Source organism: Microbacterium sp. cx-55 (genome assembly GCF_021117345.1).
Lineage (GTDB): Bacteria > Actinomycetota > Actinomycetes > Actinomycetales > Microbacteriaceae > Microbacterium.
The window spans coordinates 121,022-145,402 of the sequence record NZ_CP088261.1 but is presented as its reverse complement, the minus strand read 5'-3'; the positions used below and the strand labels follow the sequence as shown (position 1 = coordinate 145,402).

Genomic DNA, 24,381 nt, shown 5'->3' with positions numbered 1-24,381 from the left:
GCGCAAACCGCCACGCGACACGACCGATCGCGACACGTGAGCCACAAGACACCCGCCCACAAGACACCCGCTCACGTGGCGCAAACTGCCGCCGGGGCGGGCGGATTGCGACACGTGAGTGCGGGGGCTGCGCCGGCCAGGATTAGGGTGGGCGCGTGACTCCCTCCGACGCCGCGACCGCATCCGCCGCGCCCTCCGACGCCGCGACCGCATCCGCCGCGACGGGCGAAGCCCAGATCGGCGTCTCGCTCGGCCGGGCCATCCGTGAGGCACGCGCCGCGAAGAAGCTGTCGATGCGCGCGCTCGCGACCGCATCCGACATCAGCCAGCCGTTCCTCAGCCAGATCGAGAGCGGGCAGACCATGCCCTCGCTGGTCACGCTGTACCGACTCGCGAAGGCCCTCGAGCTGTCGCCTTCGGCGCTCTTGCCCACGCTCGAAGAACCCGAGCTCGTGCACGTCTCGCGACACGATGAGGGCGTCTGGGTGCCGATCGCCGACAACCCGGATTCCGCCACGACCCGCGTGCTCTCCTCGGGCACCGCGCGCCACGCGACCGTGCAGGAGTACATCGTCGAGCCCGGTCAGTACATGGGCGACTGGTTCCAGTCCGACGGCGAGCTCACGGTCTACGTGATCGAGGGGGCCATCAACGTCGACATCGAGGGCCACGGCACGTGGACTCTCGCCGCCGGCGACGCGATCGCGCACCCCGGCGCCATCCGCAACCGGTGGTCGGTGCACGGCGAAGGACGCGCGCGGATGCTGCTCTCGTACGCGTTCGGCGGCTGATCGCGCCAGACCCGGTCATCTTCAGCGAGGAGTAACACCGCCGAAACGTGATTGCCATGTGCAATCAATGATTACTCCATACGATCACTCTGACGCGCCCCTCGAGCGCGACCGGCACCGGCCGCACCCGGCGCACCAGAGAGAATCGTCATGGCATCCCGATCCTTCACCCGCATCCGCGCGGCCGTCATCCTCGCCGCGGGAGTCCTCGCCCTGAGCGCCTGCGCCGGTACGAGCTCCGCGACCCCCGCGAGCGACGCGGCAACCGACGCCGGCAACGGCGAACTCAACGTGCAGCTCGCCTGGATCCTCAACGAGGAGTGGTCGGGCGAGTTCATCGCCGAGCACGAGGGCTACTTCGCAGACGCCGGGTTCTCCGCGGTGAACCTGATCCCCGGTCCCTCCAGCGGAATCGCCGAGCTCCTCAGCGGCACCGCCGACGTGTCGCTGACCGACGCCCTGTCGGTGGGCGCTGCGGTCGCGAACGAGTCGGCCCCCCTCAAGGTCATCGGTGCGACGTTCCAGAAGAATCCCTTCACGATCGCCTCCCTGACCGAGGGCGCGAACATCACCACGCCCGAGCAGATGGTCGGCAAGAAGATCGGCGTGCAGGATTCCAACCGCGCCGTCTTCAACGCGTTCCTCGCGGCGAACGACATCGACCAGGCCGACGTCGACATCGTGCCGATCCAGTACGACCCGGCTCCGCTCACGACCGGCGAGGTCGACGGCATGATCGCGTTCGTGACGAGCCAGTCCACCACGATCGAGCTCTCGGGCACGCCCGTCACCGACCTGCTCTTCGCCGACAACAACCTGCCCTTCGTCGGTCACGTCGTGACGGCGACCGACGAGACCATCGCCGCGCACCGCGACGCCCTGAAGGACTTCCTGCACGCGGAGATCCTCGGATGGCAGGATGCGGTCGCCGACCCGTCCGAGGGCGCGACCCTGGCTGTCGACCAGTACGGCGCCGACCTCGGACTCACGCTCGAGGGGTCCCTCGCGAGCGCGACGGCGCAGGCCGAACTGCTCGTGACCTCCGCCGAGACCGCCGAGAACGGCCTCTTCACCATCTCGGACGACCTGCAGCAGCAGACGATCCAGAGCCTCGCCGCCGCCGGCTACGACCTGGACGTCACGGACCTGTTCGACCTCAGCCTGCTGACCGAGCTCTACGACGAGAACCCCGACCTCCTCACCGCACAGAGCTGATCCCCCGCACGGCGGATCCGCTCGGCCGTGCGCACAGCGGATCCGCCCGCACCACCGCAACTCCCCCGAGGCACCATGAGTCACACCCAGCTGTTCACCCCCGACATCCTCGTCACGATGGACGACGCCCGCACGGTGCTCACCGAAACCGCCGTGCTCGTCATCGGCGACACGATCACCGACATCGGCCCGCGCGCCGACCTGCTCGCGCGCCATCCCGAGGCCGAGCACGTCGACCTGCCGAACCGGGTCCTGATGCCGGGACTGATCAACGCCCACCACCATTCCGGGATGCTGCGCGGCACGGCCGAGCACCTGCCCGTCTGGGAGTGGCTCCGCATCCACATCGACCCGATGCACCGGGTGCTGCGTCCCGACGAGGCCGAGGCCGCCGCGTGGCTCTGCTACGCGGAGGGACTCCTGTCGGGAACGACCACGGTGGTCGACATGTGGCGGTTCATGGATGGCGCGGCGCGCGCCGCATCCGCCCTCGGAAACCGACTCGTCAGCGTCAACTACGTCGGCGAGCACCCCGAGTTCGACTACTTCGACACGCTCGACGACAACGAGCGCATGCTGCGGGAGTGGACGGGCGCCGCCGGCGGTCGCATCATGCCGTGGGTGGGGCTCGAGCATCCGTTCTACGCGGATGCGGCCGGCCAGCAGCGGGCGATCGGCATGGCGCGTGAGTACGGCACCGGCCTGTACACACACTGCAGCGAGTCCGAGATCGAGATCGCCGACTTCCGCGACCGGCACGGCGCGCGGCCGATGGTCGCGCTCGAGCGGCTCGGCTTCTTCGACGTTCCGCGCGCGATGATCGCGCACGCGGTGTGGCTCGATCAGGACGAGATCGACCTGATCGCCGCGCGCGGCGTGGGCGTCTCGCACAACCCGGTCTCGAACATGAAGCTCGCCAGCGGGATGGCCCCGATCGCCGAGATGCTCGCGGCGGGCGTCGCCGTGGGGCTCGGCACCGACGGCGAGAAGGAGAACAACAACCTCGACATGTTCGAGGAGATGAAGGTCGCGTCGCTGCTCGGCAAGCTCCGGACGATGGATGCGGCCGCGATGGATTCGTGGCAGGTTCTGCACATGGCGACCCGGGGCGGGGCGGCGGCGATCGGTCGCGGCGATGAACTCGGCGCGATCACGGTGGGGCGGAAGGCCGACTTCGTCGCCGTCCGCACCGACACCCCCCGGATGACACCGCTGCTGCCGGAGGGCGGCCACGCCAACATCCACCACAACCTCGTCCACGCGGTGCGCGGCTCCGACGTCGACATGACGGTCGTGGCGGGTTCGATCGTCGTGCGGGACGGGCAGCTCGTGGGCGCCGATCTGCAGGAGCTGATCGCCCGCGTCCGCCACCTCGTTCCCGGCCTCTTCGCCCGGCGCGCCGACTGGATCGCCGCGCAGGACGAACTCACCGGGCTCTTCCCCCACTGATCATCCCCACCCTCACGAGAGGCCCACACCATGACGATCGACCTCGATCGCGCACCGCTCGGTGAACGCGCCCAGCGCTTCCTCGACGACGATCCCGGACGCCTGCTCATCGGCGGGCGCTGGATCGCCGCCGCGAGCGGGGCCGATTTCGCGACGCTCGACCCGGCGACCGGCGAAGAGCTCGCGCGCATCGCCCGCGGTGACGCGACCGACGCCGACCGCGCCGTCGCCGCCGCATCCGAGGCTCTGCCGGCATGGTCCGCGATGCGGCCCGCCGACCGCTCGCGTCTGCTCTGGCGGATCGCCGACGTCATGGAGGAGCACCTCGACGCCCTCGCCGAGCTCGAGACGCTCGACCAGGGCAAGAGCCTGCGCACCTCGCGGTTCGGTGAGATCCCCGCCGCCATCAACCAGTTCCGGTACTACGCGGGGTGGCCGACCAAGATCCTCGGCGAGACGATCCCGACCTCGCTCTCGCGCACGCCCGAGGGCAAGGAGGTGTTCGCGTACACGCGCCGCGAACCGGTCGGTGTGGTCGCGGCGATCGTGCCGTGGAACTCGCCCATGATCATGACGGCGATGAAGCTCGCACCCGCTCTCGCCGCCGGGTGCACGATCGTGCTGAAACCGGCCGAGAACACCTCGCTCACGGCCCTCTACCTCGGGCGCCTGCTGCAGGAAGCGGGTGTTCCGGCTGGCGTCGTCAACATCCTCACCGGGTTCGGCGCGGAGGCAGGTCAGGCGCTCGTCGAGCACCGCGGCGTCGCGAAGATCGCGTTCACGGGGTCGACGGCCGTCGGAAAGCGGCTCGTGCAGTCCGCATCCTCCCGCCTCGCCCGGCTCACCCTCGAGCTCGGCGGCAAGTCGCCGTCGATCATCATGCCGGATGCGGATCTGCCGGCCGCTATCGAGGGCGTCTCCCGCGGCATCTTCGACAACGGTGGCCAGGTCTGCGTCGCGAGCGCCCGCATCTACGCGCACCGCGACGTGTACGACGAGGTCGTCGGCGGCATGGCCGACGCCGGGCGCAGGCTGCGTCTCGGGCACGGCCTGGGCGCCGCGACCGACCTCGGCCCGCTGGTCAGCGCCGCGCAGGCCGAACGCGTCGCCGCGTTCGTCGACGAGGGCGTGGCCGAAGGGGTGACCGTCGTAACCGGCGGCGAGCGCGACGGCGCGGCCGGCACGTTCTTCACCCCGACCGTCCTCACCGACGTCACCGCCGACATGCGCCTCATGCGCGAAGAGATCTTCGGCCCGGTCGCCGTCGTCACACCCTTCGATGACCTCGACGAGGTCGTCGGCTGGGCGAACGACAGCGACTACGGCCTCGCCGCCAGCGTCTGGACCGAGGGCCTCAGCAACGGCCACCGGATCGCCGCACGACTGCAGGCGGGCACGGTATGGGTGAACTGCCATTCCTTCCTCGGACCCGAGCTGCCCAAGGGCGGCCATAAGGAGTCGGGCTGGGGCTACGAGAACGGCCCGCAGGGGCTGGAGAACTATCTGGAGACGAAATCGGTGGTGATGGTCCTGTGAGCAAACGAATCCGCCTCGGGGTGTTCGAGATGATGAACCCCTCCAACGGGATGCCGACGTGGACGCATCCGGATGGCCGAGGAGACGACTGGGACCGACTCGATTACTGGGTCGACCTCGCGAAAGAGCTCGACGCCGCGGGGTTCGACTTCCTGTTCTTCGCCGACACCTACGGGTACGCGACGCTGGACGGGCGGATGCCCGACGAGGTCGCGGCGCACGGCATCCAGTTCCCCGCGCTCGACCCGATGCTCGCGATCGCCGCGCTCGCCCGCGAGACCGAGACCCTCGGGTTCGTCGTGACGTCGCCGACCACGGTGGAGCGCCCGTACGGCACCGCCCGCCGGTTCGCCACGCTCGACCGGTTGACCGGCGGACGCATCGGCTGGAACGTCGTCACGGGCAGCTCGCAGTCGACCACCGACGAGCTGTTCGGTGTGACGGAGCAGCTGTCGCACGACGCGAAGTACGACGCCGCCGACTCCTTTCTCGACACGTGCCTGCGCTACTGGGAGCACAGCTGGGACGACGACGCCGAGGTGCGCGACCGCGACCGCGGCGTGTTCGCCGACCCGGCGAAACTGCACCGGGTCGAGGTGGCCGACGCGCACCAGCGCTCGCGCGGGATCTTCGCGGTGCCCCCCACCCCGCAGCGCACCCCCGTGCTGTTCCAGGCGGGCACGTCCGATCGCGGCCGGGCCTACGCCGCGCGGAACGCGGAGGCCGTCTTCATCCAGGGCCAGACCATCGCATCGGCGGCCGCGCACGTTCGCGACATCCGGGAGCAGGCCGTGCAGGGCGGACGCCATCCGGAGGACGTCGCCGTGGTCACCGGCCTGACGGTGACGGTCGCCCCGACCCGCGCCGAGGCCGAGGCGCTGCGCGCGGAGTACGAGGCGCTGCTGGGCCTGGACGACGCGGCCGTCATGTTCGCCGGCATCACGGGGCTCGACCTCACCGGACTCGACCCCGAGTCGCGGGTCGTCGACCTGAAGACCGACCTCGGCCAGACGCTCGTGCAGCGATATGCGCGGCAGAACCCCGACATGCGGGTGGGCGAGATCCTCGACCAGTTCCGCACGAAGGCGATCCGTGGGTTCCAGATCACCGGCTCCCCCGAGGAGGTCGCCGATGAGATCGAAGCGATCGTCGACGGCTCGGGCATCGACGGCATCATGCTGGAGCCGACATTCGGTGGGCCGGGGGCGTATCGCGCGTTCATCGAGCTGGTCGTGCCGATCCTCGCGGAGCGCGGTCGGGTGGGCCGCCCCGAGGGCCAGACCCTCCGCGAGCGGTTCTCGGGCTCCCCGCGGCTCGCTCCCACGCACCGCGCCCACCGCCTCGCCGCCCGCGCGGCCGACGACCCGATCATCCCCACGCACACAGAGAGAGATGCCGATGAGAGCTGACGCCGTCGAGGCGGTGATCCGGGGCCTGAAACGGGCCGGGGTCAGCGTCGCCACCTACCTGCCGGATTCGCTCCTGAAGGAGCTCTATCCGGCGCTGGATGCGGATGCCGACATCCGCACCATCCCCGTCACGAACGAGGGCGAAGGTGCCGCGATCGCCGGCGGCGTGTTCCTCTCCGGCAAACGTGCCGTGCTCGTGATGGAGAACTCCGGCCTCCGCGCCGCCACCGAGCACCTCGCCCGGATGGGGTTCGGCGCCGGCATCCCGGTCGTCATGATCATGAGCTACCGGGGCGAGCTCGGCGAGAACAACTGGTGGGCGATCCCGCACGGGATCACGATGGAGCCGCTCCTGCAGACGCTCCGCACGCCGTACCGGATCGTCCGCGAGGTCGACGAGATCGAGCAGGCCGTGGTCGACGCCTACGAGACCGCCTACGCCTCGTACCACCACGCGGCCATCGTCCTCGGCGGAGGTCTGGTCCGATGAACATCCACGCACCCCGCACGCACGGCCCGGAAGGGGCGAACCGATGAGTTACAGCAGATTCGAGGCCATGCGGATGCTGGGCGCCCGGCTCTCCGACGAGCTCGTCATCCTCTCCCTCGGCGGCGCCGTCGACGAGTGGTACAACGCGGCACCGCACATGCGGGACGCGAGCCTCTTCCAGCAGCAGCTCGGCTGCGTGACCCCGGAAGCCTTCGGGCTCGCGGTCGGTCTGCCGCACCGGCGCATCGTGTCGCTCGACACCGACGGCGGACTCCTGTTCAACCTCGGCATCCTCGCGACCCTCGGCAACGAGCGGCCCGCGAACCTGTTCGTGGTGGTCTGGGACAACGAGCAGTACCAGTCGATCGGAGGGCCCGCGACCCACACGGCGAAGGGGCGCGTCGACCTCGCCGCGATCGCTCGCGGCGCGGGAGTCGAGAAGGCGTTCACCGCCGAGACCCTGGAAGAGTTCGACGCGCACTGCGCGGCCGGGCTCGCCGCATCCGAGCCCTACATCGTCGTCGCGAAGACCGACGGCATCCTCGAGCCCGGCATCGGGCGCAAGCACTCCGACGGCCGCGAAGACAAGTACATCTTCGTGCGCCACGTCGAGAAGACCGAGGGCATAACCATCATGGGACCGAGCGAGCACAACTGATGCCGATCGTGCACGCGCCCGCCGCCGGCTATGACGTGCTCGTCGTCGGCGGCGGCGCGGCGGGATGCGTTCTCGCCGCCCGCCTCTCCGAGGATCCGGCGCGGCGCGTGCTGCTCGTGGAGGCGGGGCCCGACCATCGCGGCATCCGGGAGGTGCTCGACGCGGCGCACTGGGATGCGATGATCGGCGGCCCGTACGACTACGGGTACCGATCCACTCCCACGCCGCACGTGCTCGGGCGGGCGCTCGCGATGCCCCGCGGCCGCGTGCTCGGCGGCTCGTCCTCCACGAACGCGATGCTCTGGTACCGCGGCAACCGCGCCGACTACGACGCGTGGGCGGATGCGGGTGCCACCGGCTGGGGCTACGACGACCTGCTGCCCTTCTTCCGCCGCTCCGAGGCGCGGCCGGGCGGCGACCCCGCATACCGGGGGCTCGACGGTCCGATGCGGGTCGGTCCGCTCGCGGACGTGCATCCCATCGCCGACGCGCTGATCGCCGCGACGGCCGAACGCGGCCTGCCGGTGCTCGAGGACGCCAATGCGGCCGACAACGAGGGCGCCGTGTACGCGGATTACAACGCGATCGTCGGGGAGGACGGGGCGTTCGAACGCTGGAGCACCGCCCGCGGATACCTCGAACCGGCCCTCGGCCGAGAGAACCTCGACGTGCTCGTGGGCAGCCCGGTGCACGCCCTCGTGCTCGACGGCGACCGGGTGACCGGCATCCGGCACCTCGTCGACGGCACGCTCCGCGAGACCTCCGCCGCGCAGGTCGTGCTGGCGGCGGGCGCGCTCGACACCCCGCGGCTGCTGCAGCTGTCCGGCATCGGCGACGCGACGCGGCTCGCGGCGGCCGGCATCCGTTCCCGGCATCACCTGCCGGGCGTCGGCGAGAACTTCCAGGACCACCCGCTGATCCTCGGCATGAACTTCCGTGCACGGGCGTCGCTCGGGCCCGTGATCGGCAATGGCGGCGGCGCGATGCTCAACTGGCGGAGCACCCACGCCGACACCGGACCCGACCTGCACGCGGTCATCGCCCACGGGTCGCGGGGCGATGAGAAGCTGCACGCCGCGCACGACCTGACGGGCGGCCGCGTGTTCGCGATCGTGCCCGGGCTGTACCGTTCGCGGAGCGTCGGATGGGTGCGGGTGCGGTCAGCGGATCCGGATGCGGCCGCCGACCTGCACCCGAACTACCTCGCCGACCCGACCGACCTCGCCGCGATGGTCGAGGCGGTCGACGCCGTGCACGACCTCGTCGCGACGCAGGCGTACAGCGAGCTCGCGGAGGGCCCGATCACGCCGCCGCACGGGTTGGCGCACGCGGACAAGGTGCGGTTCGTGCGCGAGAACATCGGCACGTTCTTCCACTGCTCGGGCACGGCGCGCATCGGCACCGACGACCTCGCGGTCGTGGATCCTGGCCTGCGGGTGCGGGGACTGTCGGGCCTCTGGGTCGCAGATGCCTCGGTGATGCCGTCGATCCCGACCTGCAACACGCAGGCCCCGACGGTGGCGATCGCCGAGCGCGCCGCCGAGCTCCTCACCGCGCCCTGACCCGCCGCGCGCGGTGTCGCGCGGGCTGCGCTGTCGCTCGGGCTGCGCTGTCGCTCCCGGTGCGCTGTCGCTCCCGGTGCGCTGCACTGTCGCTCCCCGGTGCGCTGCGCTGTCGCTCCCCGTGCACTGTCGCGCGCGGTTCGCTGTCGCGCGCGGTTCGCTGTCGCGCGCGGTTCGCTGTCGCGCGCGGTTCGCTGTCGCGCGCGGTTCGCTGTCGCGCGTGCGGTCGCGCCCCGCGCTGCCACGCTCACGTGTCGCAATCCGCCGCCCCACCACACCGATTGCGTCACCAGAGTGCGTGGAGATGCTGCTCACGTGTCCCAATCGGCTGGCGCCGCCGACGCATTGCGACACGTGAGCGGGCGGATGCGGCGCCGGAAGCGGGCTGGCGCGCGGCGCCGGAGCCTCGGCTGGCGCGACGCGCCGGGGCCTGAGCCGGATGCCGCACGGGACAACGCGCCCGCACCCATGCTCACGTGTCGCAATCCGCCGCCTCACCTCACCGATTGCGCCACGTGAGCGCGAGGAGATGCTGCTCACGTGTCGCAATCGGCTGGCGTCGCCGACGCATTGCGACACCTGAGCGGGCGGGCGACACGTGAGCGTGCCGGAGCGGGGCGCGGGGCGGGCGGGGCGGAGCGGTGTGAGGAGGGGGACGCCCGACGCGACGCGAGGCGTCAGGCGAGCGCGGCCGGGTGCGAGCCGGTCGCGGTCGCGTCGGCGTCGTCATCCTCCTCGAACGGGTCGTTCAGCGGAGGTAGCGTCGGGTCGTTCGGGGCGGGATGCGGATCTGCGGTACTCATGCCCACACTCCACACCCGCGCATGCGACCGGCCGAGGGCTTGACACTTGCCGGACGCGCGTGTCGGAGACCCGCACGGCCGCCCCCGCTACGCCGCATCGGACCGAAACTCGGCGACTGACTTGCCACCGACCGACATCCCGTCGCGCGGAAATCCGCGCCATCTACACACCCGCCCGCGAAATCCACCACCGCACAACACCGCGGGCGGGGTCGCGCCGCTGCGCGACACAGCCCCGCCCGCGAGTGGCTCAGGCGCGCCGCATCCGGCGACGCACGATGACCATGGCCGCGCCCGTCAGCAGCAGCCCGCCCGCGAGGAACGGCACCAACAGGAGCGGCGCGGTGCCACCCGTGGCGGCGAGCGCGGCGATGCCCGGTGCAGCGGCGACGGTGAGCGGAGCGGATGCGGTGACCGCACTCGTCGCACCCGTCACCACGATCGTGTGCGCCCCGGCCGGGATGTTCACCGGGATCGTGATGCTCACGATGAACGCCCCGGTCGGTCCGACGACGGCCGTTCCGACCTGGACGGGCGTCGATCGCAGCTCGATACCGACGGTCTCGCCGGGCGCGAAGCCCGCTCCCGACACCGTCACGCGGTCGCCCGCGGTGACGCTCGCGTCATCGAGCGTGACGACGGCGGTGGCGATTCCGGATGCGGTCGCCGTCCGGGTCTGCGGCACATATCCGCTCTTCGACCCGGTCACTTCGACGCTCAGCGTCTGGCCCACATCGGCGAAGCCGACGGTGTAGTCCGCCGAGGTCGCGCCCGCGATCGCGGCGGAGCCGCGGAACCACTGGTACCCGAATGTCACGGGCGTCGGCGTCCAGGCACCGGGCGTCGCGGTCAGGGTCTGCCCCACGACCGGAGTGCCGCCGACGGCGGGGGTTCCGGCCGTCAGCGACCCGACGGCGGGCGTCGTGTTCACGAGGTGCAGCGCACCATCCGTGATCCGGAGCGCGGGGGTGTACCCGGCTGGCAGGCCGTCGACCTGCACCGCGTCGAAGCTCGTGCCCGCACCCACGCGCCCGAAGGTCGCGATGACGGTGTCGTCGCTCGGCACCGTGCCGTTCGCGAACGAGATCTTCGCCGTTCCGTCGACGGATGCGGTGCCCGCCACGACGAGCGCGGGCGCAGGTCCCTCGACCGTCAGCTCGAGCGTGCTGGTCGGGGCAAGCGTCAGGTCGCCGCCGATCTGCACGGGCGCCGTCGCGGATTCCGTGAGCGTGCCGCCCTCGACCGAGACCAAGCCGGTGCCGAGCGCGTCGGCGGATGCGGCGGCCAGCGTGCCGCCGTTCACCGTCGTGCCGCCGGTGAACGTGTTGTCGCCGGTCAGGGTGAGCGCACCGGTGCCGGACTTCGTGAGCGAACCCGCGCCCTCGATGTCGTTCCGCCACGAGTCGGCCGCGCTGAAACCGCCCTGCGCCGCATCCATGTCGACCGAGACGTCGGTGTCGAAGGCGCTGTAGCCATCGGCCGCCGCGTACAGGTTCAGGCGTCCCCATCCTTCGGCGTCGTCGAGCAGCGCGTAGCCGGAGCCCAGCCCCGTCGACTGCAGCACCCACCGGCGCTGGTCAGCCGTGAGGTACGGCAGACGCGACGCGAGCAGCACCTCGGCGCCCTTCGGCACGACGACCGGGCGGGTCGTGTCACCCACCCGCGGCAGGCCATAGGTGAGCCGATCCGCGTAGAGCTTCTCGTTGCCGGCGTGGTCGGCGTAGGCGTCGGCCCCGACACCGGGGGTCGCCAGCAGCGCCTCGGCGGCGGTCCGCGCGGCCGCCATCTTGTCGGCGTTGGCCGGCTGGTTGAGGGCGGCGGCAGCGACGGCGGTCGCCATGATGCGCCCGCCGATCACGTCGCCCGGCGAGTGCATTCCGGCGACGATGCGGCTGTTGCCGATGTCGGACGCGCTGGTGAGCAGTTCCTGGAACCGCTCGGGCGCCGCATACGCCAGCGCCAGGGTCGCGAGATACGCCGCGTTCGTGTGGCCGCTGGGGTAGCCGCCGTCGCTCAGCGCGTTGGCGTCGGGCTGCTTCGCCGGAATCAGCGTCGGCAGCACCTGCACGTCGGTGCTCCACCGGAACGGGCGCGCGTAGTTGTAGTACGCCTTGGACGGGTTGGTCGACGCGGACGAGTTGCGGAACTGGTTCACGAGCGCGACCATCGGCCCGTAGGTCGAGGTCTCGTCGGCCCACGCTCCGTTGGCGTTGCCCTTGTCGTCGTATTTGACCGTCGTCGCGTCGGCCGGGATCTCGTCGGGGATGGTCGTGCCCGCGTTCGTGCCGGTGCGGAACGCATCCGCCCAGGGCCCGAGGCCCTGCACCGCGGAGTAGTTCTGGTTGCGCCGGTCGTAGCGGTAGGCGGCGGCGGCCTGCTCGGGAGTGCGCGCCGCGGTGATCCGCGCGGCCTCGGCGATGTTCGCATCCAGCACGGTGGCGTTCTTCACGGTGCCGACGCTGTCGGGGATGAACCGCCCGCTCGCGTCGAACGCGGCCGTCGGCGGCACCTCGGGCGTCCAGTAATCGAGCATGGGCGTCAGCAGACCGATCGCCGCGTTCGTCTCGGGCGAAGTGTTCGCGGTGGTGTTCGTGGCCCACGCGTCGACGTAGTACCGTCCCCATGCGTCAGGATGCGGAGCGATCGGGTCGGTCCCGGCGGCGTGCGCCGGCGCGGCGATGCCGAAGGCCAGAGCGCCGGCGAGCGCGGTCGCCGTCACGGCGGCGGCGCGGCGGCGCGCAGAAATGCGGGTCATGTGGCTTGTCTCCTCGGGGGGTTCGCGCGCGCGAAAGCGCACACCCGACCGATTTCACCTCGCCCGGGTGACCGGCGTGCGCCCTCCCGGTGAACGGATGCGGTCCCGCGCCCGGCGATGATGCTCAGGTGTCGCAATCGGCCAGCGCGAGCGACGGATTACGACACGTGAGCGTGCCAAGCCCGCCGGCCGAACCCGCACCCGGGCGGCTCAACGGGCCGGCTCACGTGTCGCAATCGGCCAGCGCGGGCGACGGATTGCGACACGTGAACGGGCCCGCCCGCCCGGGCCCGCTACCCGGGCGGGTCAACGGGCCGGCTCACGTGTCGCAATCGGCCGGCGCGCGCGACGGATTGCGACACGTGAACGGCCAAGCGGGCCGAACCCGCACCCCGCACCCGCACCCGCCACCCGCACCCCGCACCCGCCACCCGCACCCGCGGCTCACCGCACGAGCAGGGCGTCCAGCGCGAGAATCTGCGCGCGGAAGTCCGCCCGCAGCGCCGCCTTCTCCGCATCCGAACAGAACGCCGCGTCGATGCCGTCGATCGCCACGCGCCGCGCGGTCGCCGCATCCACTCCCATCGCGGCCAGTCCCTCGCGGTACTCCCGGCCCAGGTCGGTGCGGAAGAACATCGCGTCGTCCGTCGACACCGCGAGCGTCAGTCCCGCGTCGACCATGGACCGGATGCGGTGCGCCGGATCCAGCGTCCACCCCGAGCAGATCGTGGTCGAGATCGGCGTCACGGTGAACCCGATGCCGCGCTCGCGCGCCACCCGCACCAGCTCCGGGTCGTCGGTGATGCGGTACCCGTGGTCGATGCGGTCGACCCCGAGCACCTCGATCGCGTCCCGGACCGCGGCGGCCGAGGCGGCATCCGTCTCCCCGACATGAGCGGTGAGCCGGAAGCCGTGCGCCCGCGCGAGCGCGAAGGCCTCCGCGAACCGCGTCGGGTCCTCCGTGTTCTCCGGCGTCAGGTCGTCCTGCCCGAGGGCCACGACCTCGGGGCGCGGGTGCGCGATCATCTCCTGCACGAGCGCGACCGCGGATGCGGCGGAGGCACGCCGGTTGACCGCGATCACGATGCGGAAGCCCACCCCGAAGTCCCGCTCCGCCGCGCGGAGCCCGGCGATGATCGGGTCGACGACGTCGAGGTAACCGAGGCCGCGCTCCGCGAAATACTGCGGGTTCACGGCGTACTCGCGGTACCGCAGGTTGCCGTCGGCGACCGCACGCCGCACACCCTCATAGGCCACGCGCTCGAAATCCGCGGGGTCGCGGAGCACATCGTGCGCGAGCCGGAACGCCACCAGGAAGTCGACGAGATCCGCGAAGTCGAACAGCCGCTCCGGGTCGTCGTGCCAGAGCGTCACGCGGTGCTTGTCGGCCAGTTCGAGGAACAGCGCCGCATCCATCGTCGAGACGAAGTGGCAGTGCAGCTCGGTCTTGGGCAGCAGTTGCAGGTAGTCGGCGAACGAGATCATCGCGCGCGTCCCGCGCTCTTCACGACGAGCAGCCGATAGCGCGTGCCGTCCGGCGACCACCAGCGATGCGTCGTGCCGCCCGGGTAGTAGAGCGAGTCGCCCTCCGCCAGGTCGAAGCTCTGATCGTCGAGTTCGATCCGGATGCCGCCCGACACCACGTAGACGAACTCCTCGTCGGTGTGCGTGTAACGCTCTCCGGGTTCGCAGACGTCGGCCTCGACGACCAGGGGATGAAACGCGCGGGCGCCGTGCGCCAGCATCCGCGCGGCTCCCGCGGCGAACCCCTCGGGCAGCACACCGTCGCCCGCGCGCTGCACCTCGATCGTGCCGGGGGCGTCCGCGGTGGGGTCGGATGCGGCGATCAGCTCGATCGGACTCGTCTCCAGCGCGACGGCGATGCGCCGCAGCGACGCGAGGCTCGGTTGGGCGAGTCCGCGTTCGAGCTGACTCAGGAACGGATGCGACAGCTCGGTCGCCGCGGCGAGCTGCACGAGGGTGAGCCGCCGTGCCGTGCGGATCTCGCGGATGCGGGCACCCAGGCGGCGGCCCGCGGCATCCTCGTCGACCGATTCGCCCGCCGCCGAGACGGCGACCGGAGCAGGGACGGCGACCGGAGCAGGGACGGCGACCGGGGCATCACGCACGGGACCCACGGCGCTCAGACCGGCAGAGCGACGTCGTTCGCGGCGGCGTAGTCCTCGACGCGCGCGATGAACGCGGCCCGCCGCGCCGGCGTCAGCCACGATGCCTCGAACGAGTTGATCGCGAGCTGCACGAGGTCGGTGGTGCTGAGCCCCGCCTGCTCGGCGAGCGCGACGTAGTTGTCGCCGACGTAGGCCCCGAAGTACGCGGGGTCGTCGGAGTTCACCATGACCCGCGCACCCTGGCGCAGCAGCCCGACGATCTCGTCGGCCTTCATCTTCTCGGTGACGAACGAGTTCGAGACCGGGCAGGTCGTGAAGCCGATGCCCTTCTCGATCGCCAGCGCGACGAGCTCGGGGTCCTCGACGATGTTGGTGCCGTGGTCGATGCGGTCGACGCCGATCTCGGTCAGCACCGAGCGGATGTTCTCCACCGAACCGATCTGGTCGATGTCGCAGTGCATCGTGAGGAAGAAACCCTCGGCCTTCGCCCGCGCGAACACGGCGGCGAACTTCGCGGGCGGGTTGTCGCGTTCATCCGAATCGAGTCCGACGCCGACGATCCACGCCTTGTACGGCAGCGCTTCCATGAGGGTCGCCATCGCGTACTCGGCGGAGAAGTCGCGCAGGAAGCAGAGGATGAGTTCGGCCGACACCCCGAGCTCGTCCTGGGCCCGGACGGCCGCCCGACGGTAGCCGGTGATGACGTCGGCGAACGGCACACCGCGGCTCGTGTGGGCCTGCGGGTCGAAGAACATCTCGACGTGCACGACGCCCTGTGCGTGCGCCCGCTCGAGGTAGGCCCAGGCGAGGTCGTGGAAGTCCTCTGCCGTCTGCAGCACCTGCATCGCGGGGTAGTACACCGCGAGGAAGCTCGTGAGATCGGTGAAGTTGTACGTCGCGCGCACCTCGTCGACGGTCTTCTCGGCGAGCTCGATGCCGTTGCGGGCGGCGAGCGCGAACTTCAGCTCGGGCTCGAGCGTCCCCTCGAGGTGCAGGTGCAGCTCGGCTTTGGGCAGGCCGTGAGCGAAGGTGGTCAGGTCGGTCATGGCGGTCCTTCGGGTCGGGGTGGGTCATCCGCATCCGTTCCCGCGAGACGGGATCGGGGCGCCGAGACCGGGGGGTTACCCCTCTGTCTCGGCGCGAAGATCCCGTCTCGCGGTCGGATGCGGGTGGTGCAGCGGATGGGGGGTGGTGCAGCGGATGCGGGGTGGTGCAGGGGGCGCGGCGCGGGCGGATGCGGGGGCTACGCCCGGTCGGACATTCCCATGCGGGTGAGGACCACCGCTTCGAGCAGCTGCACGACGTTGTAGAGCACGAGGGCGGTCACCGTGACGAGCACGACCGCCGTCCACAGCGCCGAGAACTGCGCGGCCGCGGTGTAGCCGCCGACGGCTCCGCCGATCCCGCCACCGACCGCCAGCCACTCGGCGAGGAGCGCACCGGTGATGGCTCCGGGAACCGAGATGCGAACGGCCGCGAGCAGCGACGGCAGCGCCGAAGGCAGCGCGACCTTGCGAAGCGCGGTCCACGACGAACCGCCGTACACCGCGATCAGGTCGTTCATCTGCGGCGAGGCGGACTTCAGACCGAACGCGATGTTCACGAGCGCCGGGAAGAGCACGACGATGCCACCGATGACCGCGACGGTCGAGAAGTCGCGTCCGAAGATGAGGATGATGACGGGCGCCATCGCGACGAGCGGCACCGAGCGCAGCAGCATCGCGAGCGGCATGAGCGCGTGCTCCGCGCCCTTGCTGAGCTGGAAGATCGCGGCGACGATCACCGCGACGACGAGGCCCGCGAAGAATCCGACCGCGGAGTGCCCGATCGTGACCCACAGCTGCGAGAACATCTGCGTGCGGTTCGCTTCGGCAGCCGGCACCGTGAACAGGAAGTTGTAGACGTCGACCGGGCCCTTGCCCACGTACGGCGTGACGTTGAAGGCCCAGAGCGCGCCGACCCAGATCACGCCGACCGCCACGAGCGTCAGCACGAACGTGAGCAGCGAGTTGCCCACCGCACGGAGGGTGGCACGACGCGTCTCGCGCTTGACGGATGCATTGAGCTGAACGGCGGAGCGAGGTGTGCTCAGCGCCGCAACGGCTGCTTCAGTCATCGGGCTGTTCCCTTCGACCACGGGGCGACGGCGCGAGACAGCAGTCCCAGCAGCGCGTACCCGGCGAGGGCGACGGCCCCCGAGACGAATGCGATGCCCCACACGAGCGGGGCGTTCAGCGCCTGCTGCGCGGCGATCATCGACGGACCGACACCGAGTTCGACCTTGCCGAAGAACTCACCGAGCACCGCGCCGAGGAAGGCGGCGGGAACGGCGATCTGCAGGGCGTTCAGGATGGCGGGCAGTGCCGCGATCAGGCGCACCTTGCGCAGCTGGGTGAACCGCGATCCGCCGTAGACGCTGATCAGGTCGAGGCTCGCCTTATCCGCGGCCTTGAGCCCGAGGAGCGCCCCGACGACCGTCGTGAAGAACACACTGAGCGCGGCCAGCACGACCGCGGTCCCGGAGGGTTCGCCGGGCTTCGGTACGGGGATCACGACGACCAGCAGCAGGCCGATCGCGACGATCGGGATGCAGTACGTGATGATCGCGAGCTGCATGACGACGCCCTCGAGCCGCGGCACGATCAGCACGACCGCCGACAGCAGGAGCGCCACGATGTTGCCCCAGAAGTACCCGATGCCGGCTTCGGCGAGCGTCACCTGGAAGTTGCGGACGTAGAACTCCCACCCGCTGTCGAAGAATCCCTGCACGACCTGCAGCGGGGTCGGGATCGCCTGCACGCCACCCGGCCCGACGTTCGAGAACACCGTCGTGGCGAGGATCCACCAGAGCGCGATCACGCCGATCGCGCCGATGGCACCGGTCACCCACGCGGGAAGACGAACGTCCTCCCAGCGGATGGTGCGCCCACCCGGAGTCTCAGTGGTCATCCGCGGCGGCCCCTCCGACACCGAACAGCAGCTCTGATGCGTGGTCGACGTACGCGTGGAACTCGGGCGTACGCATCATCTCGGGCGTGCGCGGACGCGGCAGGTCGATGTTCATGACCTCCTTGATGCGTCCCGGGCGCGGGCTCATGACCGCCACCTGGTCGGAGAGGAAGATCGCCTCCGAGATGCCGTGCGTGACGAGCAGGGTCGTCGCGGGCTTCTCGGTCCAGATCCGCAGCAGCTCGAGGTTGAGCTTCTGCCGGGTCATGTCGTCGAGGGCGCCGAACGGCTCGTCGAACAGCAGCACCGACGGCTTCATGATCAGCGATCGGGCGATCGAGACGCGCTGCCGCATCCCGCCCGACAGCTGCGCCGGCTTGGCCTTCTCGAAGCCGTTCAGCCCGACGAGCTGGATCATCTCCTTCACGTACGCCTTGTCGACCGGCTTGCCGGCGACTTCGAACGGAAGCTGGATGTTGGACTGCACGCTGCGCCAGGGCAGCAGCGCGGAGTCCTGGAACGCGATGCCGAGTTCGTTGCCCTTACGCAGCTGCTTGGGGCTCTTCCCATCGACACGTGTCGTGCCGCTGGTCGGATCCTCGAGCCCGGCGAGGATGCGGAGAATTGTCGACTTTCCGCATCCGGAGGGCCCGAGCAGGGCAAGGAAGCTGCCCTGCTCGGTGTGAAGGTCGGCGTCCTGCAACGCGACGACGCTCTTGCGTCCCACGGTGAAGACCTTGTTGAGTCCGGTGATCTGCAGGCCGGTGCCCAGGGTCGTCCCCTGGGCACCGGACTGGGTGGCCGCGTCGGTCACAGTGTTCCTTCTGGTTGGTGCAGTTCTGATCAGCCCGCGTAGGCGATCAGGTCGGGGTTCTCCTCGTAGACCTCGGCGAGGAGCGACAGGTCGAACAGGTCGCTCGCGTCGAGAGTGATCCCGGCGCCGGCGAGGCTGTCGATCGTGAGCTTCTGCAGAGCGTCGGAGATGGTGAACAGGCCGTTCTCCTCGGTCTCGTCGGAGACGATGAGCTTGTTCTGCGCCTCGGCGCCGGCGAGCGTCTTGGCGGGGTCGAGGTCGAGGTCTGCACCGTACTCGTTGATGGCGAGGTCGGCACCGGCCTGGGGGTCGGCCAGAGCGTCGGTCCAGCCCTTGATCTCGGCGACCAGGAAAGCCTTCAGCATCTCGCGGTTCGACGCGATGGTGTCGTCGGTGGCGGTGAAGGTCTCGGCGACGAACGGCAGGCCGTTATCGGCGAAGGGCAGGTTCGTGGTCGACAGGCCCTCCATCTCGACGGAGATGGCCTCGTTGGTCAGGTAGGCGATGAAGCCGTCGACCTCACCGTTGACCAGCGGCGCCGGGTCGTACTGCACGGGAACGATCGTGACCTCGGAGGGGTCGATGTCGTTGGCCGCGAGCAGCGCGTTGAACAGCGTCATGTTCGAGTCCTGCACGCCGATCTTCTTGCCGATCAGGTCCTGGGGGCTCGAGATGTTGCCGCCGTCGGCGAGCGAGAGCACCGTGAACGGGTTCGCCTGGAACGTCGCGCCGATGATCTTGAGCGGGGCGCCCTCGTTCGCGACGGCGCTGCCGATCGAGACCGAGTCGCTGAGCGCGATGTCGGCGCTGCCGCTGAGAAGCTCGGCAACGCCGCCGGACGGGCCGGGCACCAGGTTCACCGAGTCGAAGCCGGCCTCGGTGTAGTAGCCCTTGCTGTCGGCGAAGTACTCGCCGGCGAACTCTTCGTTCTTGATCCAGCTGAGCTGGAGCGTGATGTCGCCGAAACCGGCGGACTCGCCGCTCCCGGATGACGCGGACTCGGTCGACCCGCCACCGCCAGCGCAGGCGGAGAGGGCGAGAGCGGATACGGCAATGGCTGCCAGGGATGCGGCGACGCGGGCGCGGCGCGTGGAAAAGCGGGACATATGCTGTGTCTCCCGTTTGTCGGGTGGTGCATTCGGGTGGGTGGTGTGCGTCTCGGGCGTCGTCGCGGTGAGTGTCCGGGTGCCGGGTGTTCTGCCGCGTCGCGAGCTCGAGGGGCGCGACCCGTCTGACGCTAGGCGATGTAGATTTCACGAACACTGGCGCTCGTGTTTCGGCGCAGTTAACACGCGAACGAGTTCTTCCGATTGTTCACAGGTGCTGTCAATCGCTTTCGCACCGGATTCATCAGAACGCTAGGGTGGGTTCGCGTTCCAGCCTTCCCCAGACATATGCCTCGGATGCCATCCCCCGCGCGTCCGACGCCCACGAAAGCGAGTCTCTGATGCGTGTGCCCCGTATTGTCCCCGTCACCCTTCTGGTTGCGTCGATCGGCCTGCTGGGCGGATGCGCTCAGATCGCCGACCTCGTCGGGGCGAAGCCGCAGGCGACGCGCGACGCCGAGAGCGGCGAGGTGACCGGCAGCGGCGAGATCAACGTGTTCACCCTCTCGGTCGGTGACTGCATGTCCGACACCACCGACGCCGAAGAGGTCACCGACGTGAACGTCGTGCCGTGCGACCAGCCGCACGACTACGAGGTCTACTACGACTTCTCCATTCCGGATGGGGAATGGGATCAGGAAGCCGTCTACGCGGCCGCCGAAGAGGGCTGCTACAACGAGTTCCCGACGTTCGTCGGCCTGTCCTACGAGGAATCCCTCCTCGACTTCTCGTACTACGCCCCCACGCAGCAGAGCTGGGACGAGGGCAGCGACCGCATCGTGTCGTGCTTCATCGGCGACCCGTCGACCCAGACCACCGGCTCGCTCGCGGGCGTCGCGCGCTGAGCAGCCGCCGCATCCGTCGCTGAGACGAGGATGATCGGCCGGGACGAGGGCATTTCCGCACGGATCGCCCTCGGCTCGGCCGATCATCCTCTTTTCGCGTGAGAGAGGCATCCTCTCGTCGCGTGAGAGAGGCCGCCTCTTTTCGAGTGAGTGAGGCGTGCCGCGCTCAGTGCGGGTGGTGGCCCAGGCGGGCCGCGACCTTCGGGAGGTCGGCGTGGATGCGCTCGGTCGCCTCGGCGGCGAGCGGGTTGGTCGAGACGCCGCGTTCGTTGACGAGTTCGCCCCCCACGTACACGCCGACGAGGTTTCGCAGACCGCACGCGAGCACGTAGCTGCGCACCGGGTGCCAGAGCGGGCCGACGTCGGGCTGCCGGGGATCGACCACGACGAAGTCCGCGAACTTGCCGACCTCGAGGCTGCCGACGCGGTCGTCGACGCCCATGATCTCGGCGCTGCCGAGCGTGTGCAGCCGCAGCACGCGCTCGGGCATCATCGACAGCGGGTCCTTCGTGCGGGCGCGCTGCATCGAGATGCCCATCCGCATGTTCTGCCAGGGGTCCGACACGTCTGTGCACGCCTGGTCGTCCAGGCCCATGCCGACCTTCATGCCCTCCGCGATCATTTCCGGAACGAGCGCGACCCCCGAGGCGAGGCGCCCGTTGGAAGCCGGCTGCCACGACATCGAGGCGCCGCCGGCGGCGGCCTGCGCGATGATCTCTGGGGTCGTCTGGATGAAGTGCCCGAACATCATGTCGGGGCCGAGGGCGCCCGCATCCGCGTACATCGCGAACTTGGACTGCTGCAGCGGAACCGCCTCCGGCGACTCGAGGAAGTGCGCCTGGTTCGTGACGCCGAAGCGGCGCATCGCGGCGACCTCGACCTCGGCGGCGTCGGGGCGCGGCGACCACTGCACCTGACCCATGATCGATGCGCCGAGCGCGAAGCGCGGGTCCATCGTGCGGGTGTGCGCGACCGAGTCGCCGAAGCGCGCGAAGATCTCGTCGTCCGTGCCGACCGTGGCGTCCATGCCGATCGAGTCGACGAAGCGGATGCCGGCGTCCAGGCATCCGTCGGCCTGACGCGTGTGGTATTCCAGATCGCGCATCCGCGCGTTGCCGACGCGCTTGCCGTCGACCATCGATTCCCACGCCTGCAGCGGATCGGTGAAGTTGTAGGCGCTCGTGACGCCGTTGGAGAGGAAGTCGATCGCGCCGTGCAGCGTCGACCAGTAGATGTCGTCGGGCGTCGCGTGCGCGGTCATGCCGAGCATCGAGTCGCACCATCCGTAGAGCGTCTCGCCGACGCCGAGCCCGCGCAGGCCGCTCGTGAACAGGTGCGAGTGCGATGACACGAAACCCGGTGCGACGAAGGCGCCGGCGACGTCGAGGACCTCGTCGGCGGATGAGGCGGAGTCACTCGGTGCGTCACCGTCGCCGAGCGCGGCGATGCGTCCGTCATCGACGAGCATCCATCCACGTTCGATGTAGCCGGGGTCGTCGGTGCCGGCGGGCACGGTGATCAGTCGGGCATTGATGACGAGCAGGCTCATGGGGTCCTCGGGGGGTAGCGGTGGAGCGGAGTACGGGGCCGCGCCGGTCGACGTCGCGGCCCCGTGGATTCAGCGTAGGTCGGGGTTCTCTTCGTACACCTCGGCCAGCAGGCTGAGGTCGAACAGGTCGCTCGCCTCGAGGGTGATGCCGGCGCCCGCGAGGCTCGCGACGGTCTGCGTCTGCAGGTCGTCGGAGATGGTGAACAGGCCGTTCGCGTCGGTCTCGGGCGTCTCGATCAGCGCGTTCGTGGCCAGCATTCCGGCGAGCGTCTTCTCGGGGTCGAGGTCGAGGTCGGCGCCGTACTCCTCGATCGCGAGCCGCGCGCCCTCGTCGGGGTCGGCGAGCGCGTCCTGCCAGCCCTTGATCTCGGCGACCAGGAAGGCCTTCAGCTCGTCGCGGCGGCTCTCCAGCACCTCGTCGGTCACGGTGAAGGTCTCGGCCACGAACGGCAGACCGTTGTCGGCGAAGGGCAGGTTCGTCGTCGCGACGCCGGACTGCTCGACCGTGATCGCCTCGTTCGTGAGGTAGGCGACGAAACCGTCGACCTCGCCGTTCACGAGCGGCGCGGGGTCGTACTGCACGGGAACGATCTCGAGCGCGGAGGCGTCGATGTCGTTCGCGGCGAGGAACGCGTTGAACAGCGACAGGTTCGAGTCCTGCACGCCGATCTTCTTGCCCACGAGGTCTTCGGGCGTCGCGATGTCGCCGCCGTCCTTGAGCGAGAGCACCGTGAACGGGTTCTTCTGCAGGGTGGTGCCGATGATCTTGACCGGCGCACCCTCGTTCGCGACGGCCGCGCCGACGGCGACCGCGTTGCTGATCGAGACGTCGGCGGTGCCGCTGAGCAGTTCGGGGATGCCGGTGGAGGGCCCGGCGACGAGGTTCACCGAGTCGAAGCCGCCGTCGGTGAAGTAGCCGTTCTGGTCGGCGAAGTACTCGCCGGCGAACTCCTCGTTCTTGATCCAGCTGAGCTGGACGGTGAGGTCGCCGAAGCCGGCCGCCGCATCCGATGATCCGGTCGACGGGGTGTCGGCGGACGATCCCGCGCACGCGCTCAGCGCGAGAGCGGAGACGACGACAGCGGAGAGGGCGAGGGCGGTACGGCGGATGCGGCGTGGTGACACGGGGGCCATGTGGAGTCCGTTCGAGTCGGTGCGATGGGAGGGGTGCGGGGGGAAGCGTGGGGCGTCAGCGCGGCTCGGCGGCGCGGGCCGGGGCCGCCGCATCCGGTGCGGCGAGCGCCGAGATCATCTCGTCGACGCGGCGACCGAGCGCTGTCTTCTCGGTGTCATCGAGCCAGGTCGCCTCGACGGCGTTGCGCGTCAGCGGTGCGAGCTCGTCGAGGCCGTAGCCGAGGGCCAGCGCGAGCGCACGGAAGTCGTTCGTCGGATCGGTGCCGAACATCGGCGGATCGTCGGAGTCGATCGTCACCGCGAGACCCGCGTCGATCATCTGCTTGATCCGCAGGTGCGTGCCGTCGCCGCTGCCCGAGTAGCGGCCGATGTCGGAGCTGACCGGGGTGCAGGTGAACGGGATGCGTTCGTCGACGCACCGCTGGGTCATCGCGGGGTCGTCGACCACGTGGTAGCCGTGATCGATGCGCGAGCAGCCGAGCAGGTCGAGGATCGTCTCGATGTGGTGCGGGGGTCCGGACTCGGAGTGGGCGGTGCGTTCGAGCCCCGCCTCACCGGCACGGCGGAAGGCCTTCCAGAACTTCTCCGGCGGGCCGATCGCCTCCGAGTAGTCGAGCCCGATGCCGAGCACCTCGTCGATGCGATGGTCGATGACCGTTTCCACGAGCTCGAAGGCGGATGCGGCGGTGTCGTTGCGGTTGAGTCCGACGATCATGTTGCTGCGGATGCCCGCATCCGTCTCCGCGTCGCGCATTCCGGCGCGCACCCCGTCGATGATGGTGCGGTAGGGAACGCCCGGGTGGCCCGGCGGGCTCAGGAAGATCTCGCGGTAGAGCACGTTGTGGGCCGCGCCGCCCGCGGTGAGCGACTCGTACGTGACGCGGTGGAAGTCATCGGCATCGCGGATGACGGATCCCGCGACATCGAGCACCCGCAGGAACTCGTCGAGATCCTCGTAGCTCGCGTGATCGAACAGGTTCTCGGCGGTGCGCCCGCCGTCGAGGGGAACACCGTGCTTGCGGGCGAGCTCGACGAGGGTCGTCGCCTGCACCGACCCGATGAGGTGGCAGTGCAGACTCACCTTCGGCAGTCCTGCGACGATCCGCTCGACGGCGTCGCCTGCCGAGGCGGTCGTCGTCATGGATCCTCCGGCTGCGGCTGACGCGGCCGTCGCCGTCTCACGTTGA

At 70.1% G+C, this 24,381-nt stretch carries 21 protein-coding genes; 9 read left to right on the top strand and 12 right to left on the bottom strand.

Annotated elements, in window-relative coordinates:
• The first annotated feature begins 155 nt into the window (after nucleotides 1-155).
• The 8 genes from LQ938_RS00690 to LQ938_RS00655 all read left to right on the top strand — a co-directional run bounded on the left by LQ938_RS00690 (nucleotide 156) and on the right by LQ938_RS00655 (nucleotide 9,110).
• A complete protein-coding gene (locus LQ938_RS00690; protein WP_223722145.1) occupies nucleotides 156-791 on the top strand; it encodes a helix-turn-helix domain-containing protein in 636 nt (211 codons plus the stop codon).
• A 150-nt stretch (nucleotides 792-941) separates the two neighbouring features.
• On the top strand, nucleotides 942-2,006 hold the full coding sequence (locus LQ938_RS00685) for an ABC transporter substrate-binding protein (protein WP_223722144.1): 1,065 nt from the start codon (nucleotides 942-944) through the stop codon (nucleotides 2,004-2,006).
• A gap of 75 nt (nucleotides 2,007-2,081) precedes the next feature.
• Nucleotides 2,082-3,455 carry an amidohydrolase family protein gene (locus LQ938_RS00680; RefSeq protein WP_223722143.1) on the top strand — a complete coding sequence of 458 codons (1,374 nt, stop codon included), beginning with the start codon at nucleotides 2,082-2,084 and terminating at the stop codon, nucleotides 3,453-3,455.
• 30 nt (nucleotides 3,456-3,485) lie between these two features.
• The gene (locus LQ938_RS00675; RefSeq protein WP_223722142.1) at nucleotides 3,486-4,991 is read left to right on the top strand and encodes an aldehyde dehydrogenase family protein; all 1,506 of its coding nucleotides are present in this window, start codon (nucleotides 3,486-3,488) and stop codon (nucleotides 4,989-4,991) included.
• On the top strand, nucleotides 4,988-6,400 hold the full coding sequence (locus LQ938_RS00670) for an NtaA/DmoA family FMN-dependent monooxygenase (RefSeq protein ID WP_223722141.1): 1,413 nt from the start codon (nucleotides 4,988-4,990) through the stop codon (nucleotides 6,398-6,400). The genes LQ938_RS00675 and LQ938_RS00670 overlap by 4 nt, the downstream gene beginning before the upstream one ends.
• Nucleotides 6,390-6,890, top strand: a complete 501-nt coding sequence (locus LQ938_RS00665; protein WP_223722140.1) for a thiamine pyrophosphate-binding protein — start codon at nucleotides 6,390-6,392, stop codon at nucleotides 6,888-6,890. The genes LQ938_RS00670 and LQ938_RS00665 overlap by 11 nt, the downstream gene beginning before the upstream one ends.
• 43 nt (nucleotides 6,891-6,933) lie before the next feature.
• Entirely contained in the window at nucleotides 6,934-7,548 is a 615-nt protein-coding gene (locus LQ938_RS00660) for a thiamine pyrophosphate-dependent enzyme (protein WP_223722139.1), read from the top strand.
• A complete protein-coding gene (locus LQ938_RS00655; RefSeq protein ID WP_223722138.1) occupies nucleotides 7,548-9,110 on the top strand; it encodes a GMC family oxidoreductase in 1,563 nt (520 codons plus the stop codon). The genes LQ938_RS00660 and LQ938_RS00655 overlap by 1 nt, the downstream gene beginning before the upstream one ends.
• A gap of 677 nt (nucleotides 9,111-9,787) precedes the next feature.
• Here LQ938_RS00655 and LQ938_RS15405 read toward each other — a convergent pair.
• The 9 genes from LQ938_RS15405 to LQ938_RS00615 all read right to left on the bottom strand — a co-directional run bounded on the left by LQ938_RS15405 (nucleotide 9,788) and on the right by LQ938_RS00615 (nucleotide 19,666).
• Nucleotides 9,788-9,913: a hypothetical protein gene (locus tag LQ938_RS15405; protein ID WP_263317538.1), complete on the bottom strand. Its 126-nt coding sequence runs from the start codon at nucleotides 9,911-9,913 to the stop codon at nucleotides 9,788-9,790.
• 250 nt (nucleotides 9,914-10,163) lie between these two features.
• Nucleotides 10,164-12,668, bottom strand: a complete 2,505-nt coding sequence (locus LQ938_RS00650; protein WP_223722137.1) for a phosphatase PAP2 family protein — start codon at nucleotides 12,666-12,668, stop codon at nucleotides 10,164-10,166.
• A gap of 444 nt (nucleotides 12,669-13,112) precedes the next feature.
• Nucleotides 13,113-14,153: an adenosine deaminase gene (gene add, locus LQ938_RS00645; protein WP_223722136.1), complete on the bottom strand. Its 1,041-nt coding sequence runs from the start codon at nucleotides 14,151-14,153 to the stop codon at nucleotides 13,113-13,115.
• Nucleotides 14,150-14,797 carry a helix-turn-helix domain-containing protein gene (locus tag LQ938_RS00640; protein ID WP_223722135.1) on the bottom strand — a complete coding sequence of 216 codons (648 nt, stop codon included), beginning with the start codon at nucleotides 14,795-14,797 and terminating at the stop codon, nucleotides 14,150-14,152. Before LQ938_RS00640 ends, add (LQ938_RS00645) begins: the two co-directional genes overlap by 4 nt.
• A 14-nt stretch (nucleotides 14,798-14,811) precedes the next feature.
• Entirely contained in the window at nucleotides 14,812-15,843 is a 1,032-nt protein-coding gene (gene add / locus LQ938_RS00635; RefSeq protein ID WP_223722134.1) for an adenosine deaminase, read from the bottom strand.
• 197 nt (nucleotides 15,844-16,040) lie between these two features.
• Nucleotides 16,041-16,913: an ABC transporter permease gene (locus LQ938_RS00630; RefSeq protein ID WP_223722133.1), complete on the bottom strand. Its 873-nt coding sequence runs from the start codon at nucleotides 16,911-16,913 to the stop codon at nucleotides 16,041-16,043.
• Nucleotides 16,910-17,746 carry an ABC transporter permease gene (locus LQ938_RS00625; protein ID WP_223722132.1) on the bottom strand — a complete coding sequence of 279 codons (837 nt, stop codon included), beginning with the start codon at nucleotides 17,744-17,746 and terminating at the stop codon, nucleotides 16,910-16,912. Before LQ938_RS00625 ends, LQ938_RS00630 begins: the two co-directional genes overlap by 4 nt.
• On the bottom strand, nucleotides 17,736-18,560 hold the full coding sequence (locus tag LQ938_RS00620; protein WP_223722131.1) for an ABC transporter ATP-binding protein: 825 nt from the start codon (nucleotides 18,558-18,560) through the stop codon (nucleotides 17,736-17,738). Before LQ938_RS00620 ends, LQ938_RS00625 begins: the two co-directional genes overlap by 11 nt.
• A 29-nt stretch (nucleotides 18,561-18,589) precedes the next feature.
• Nucleotides 18,590-19,666, bottom strand: coding sequence for an ABC transporter substrate-binding protein (locus LQ938_RS00615; RefSeq protein ID WP_223722130.1), 1,077 nt, complete (start codon nucleotides 19,664-19,666; stop codon nucleotides 18,590-18,592).
• Between the two features lie 347 nt (nucleotides 19,667-20,013).
• Here LQ938_RS00615 and LQ938_RS00610 point away from each other — a divergent pair, with 347 nt between their 5' ends.
• A complete protein-coding gene (locus tag LQ938_RS00610; RefSeq protein ID WP_223722129.1) occupies nucleotides 20,014-20,511 on the top strand; it encodes a septum formation family protein in 498 nt (165 codons plus the stop codon).
• A 166-nt stretch (nucleotides 20,512-20,677) separates the two neighbouring features.
• Here LQ938_RS00610 and LQ938_RS00605 read toward each other — a convergent pair whose 3' ends face one another.
• From LQ938_RS00605 to add (LQ938_RS00595), 3 genes are all read right to left on the bottom strand, one after another.
• The gene (locus LQ938_RS00605; RefSeq protein ID WP_223722128.1) at nucleotides 20,678-22,060 is read right to left on the bottom strand and encodes an amidohydrolase family protein; all 1,383 of its coding nucleotides are present in this window, start codon (nucleotides 22,058-22,060) and stop codon (nucleotides 20,678-20,680) included.
• Between the two features lie 69 nt (nucleotides 22,061-22,129).
• A complete protein-coding gene (locus tag LQ938_RS00600) occupies nucleotides 22,130-23,194 on the bottom strand; it encodes an ABC transporter substrate-binding protein (protein ID WP_223722127.1) in 1,065 nt (354 codons plus the stop codon).
• Nucleotides 23,195-23,249: 55 nt separating this feature from the next.
• Nucleotides 23,250-24,335: an adenosine deaminase gene (gene add, locus LQ938_RS00595; protein ID WP_223722126.1), complete on the bottom strand. Its 1,086-nt coding sequence runs from the start codon at nucleotides 24,333-24,335 to the stop codon at nucleotides 23,250-23,252.
• Between the last annotated feature and the right edge of the window lie 46 nt (nucleotides 24,336-24,381).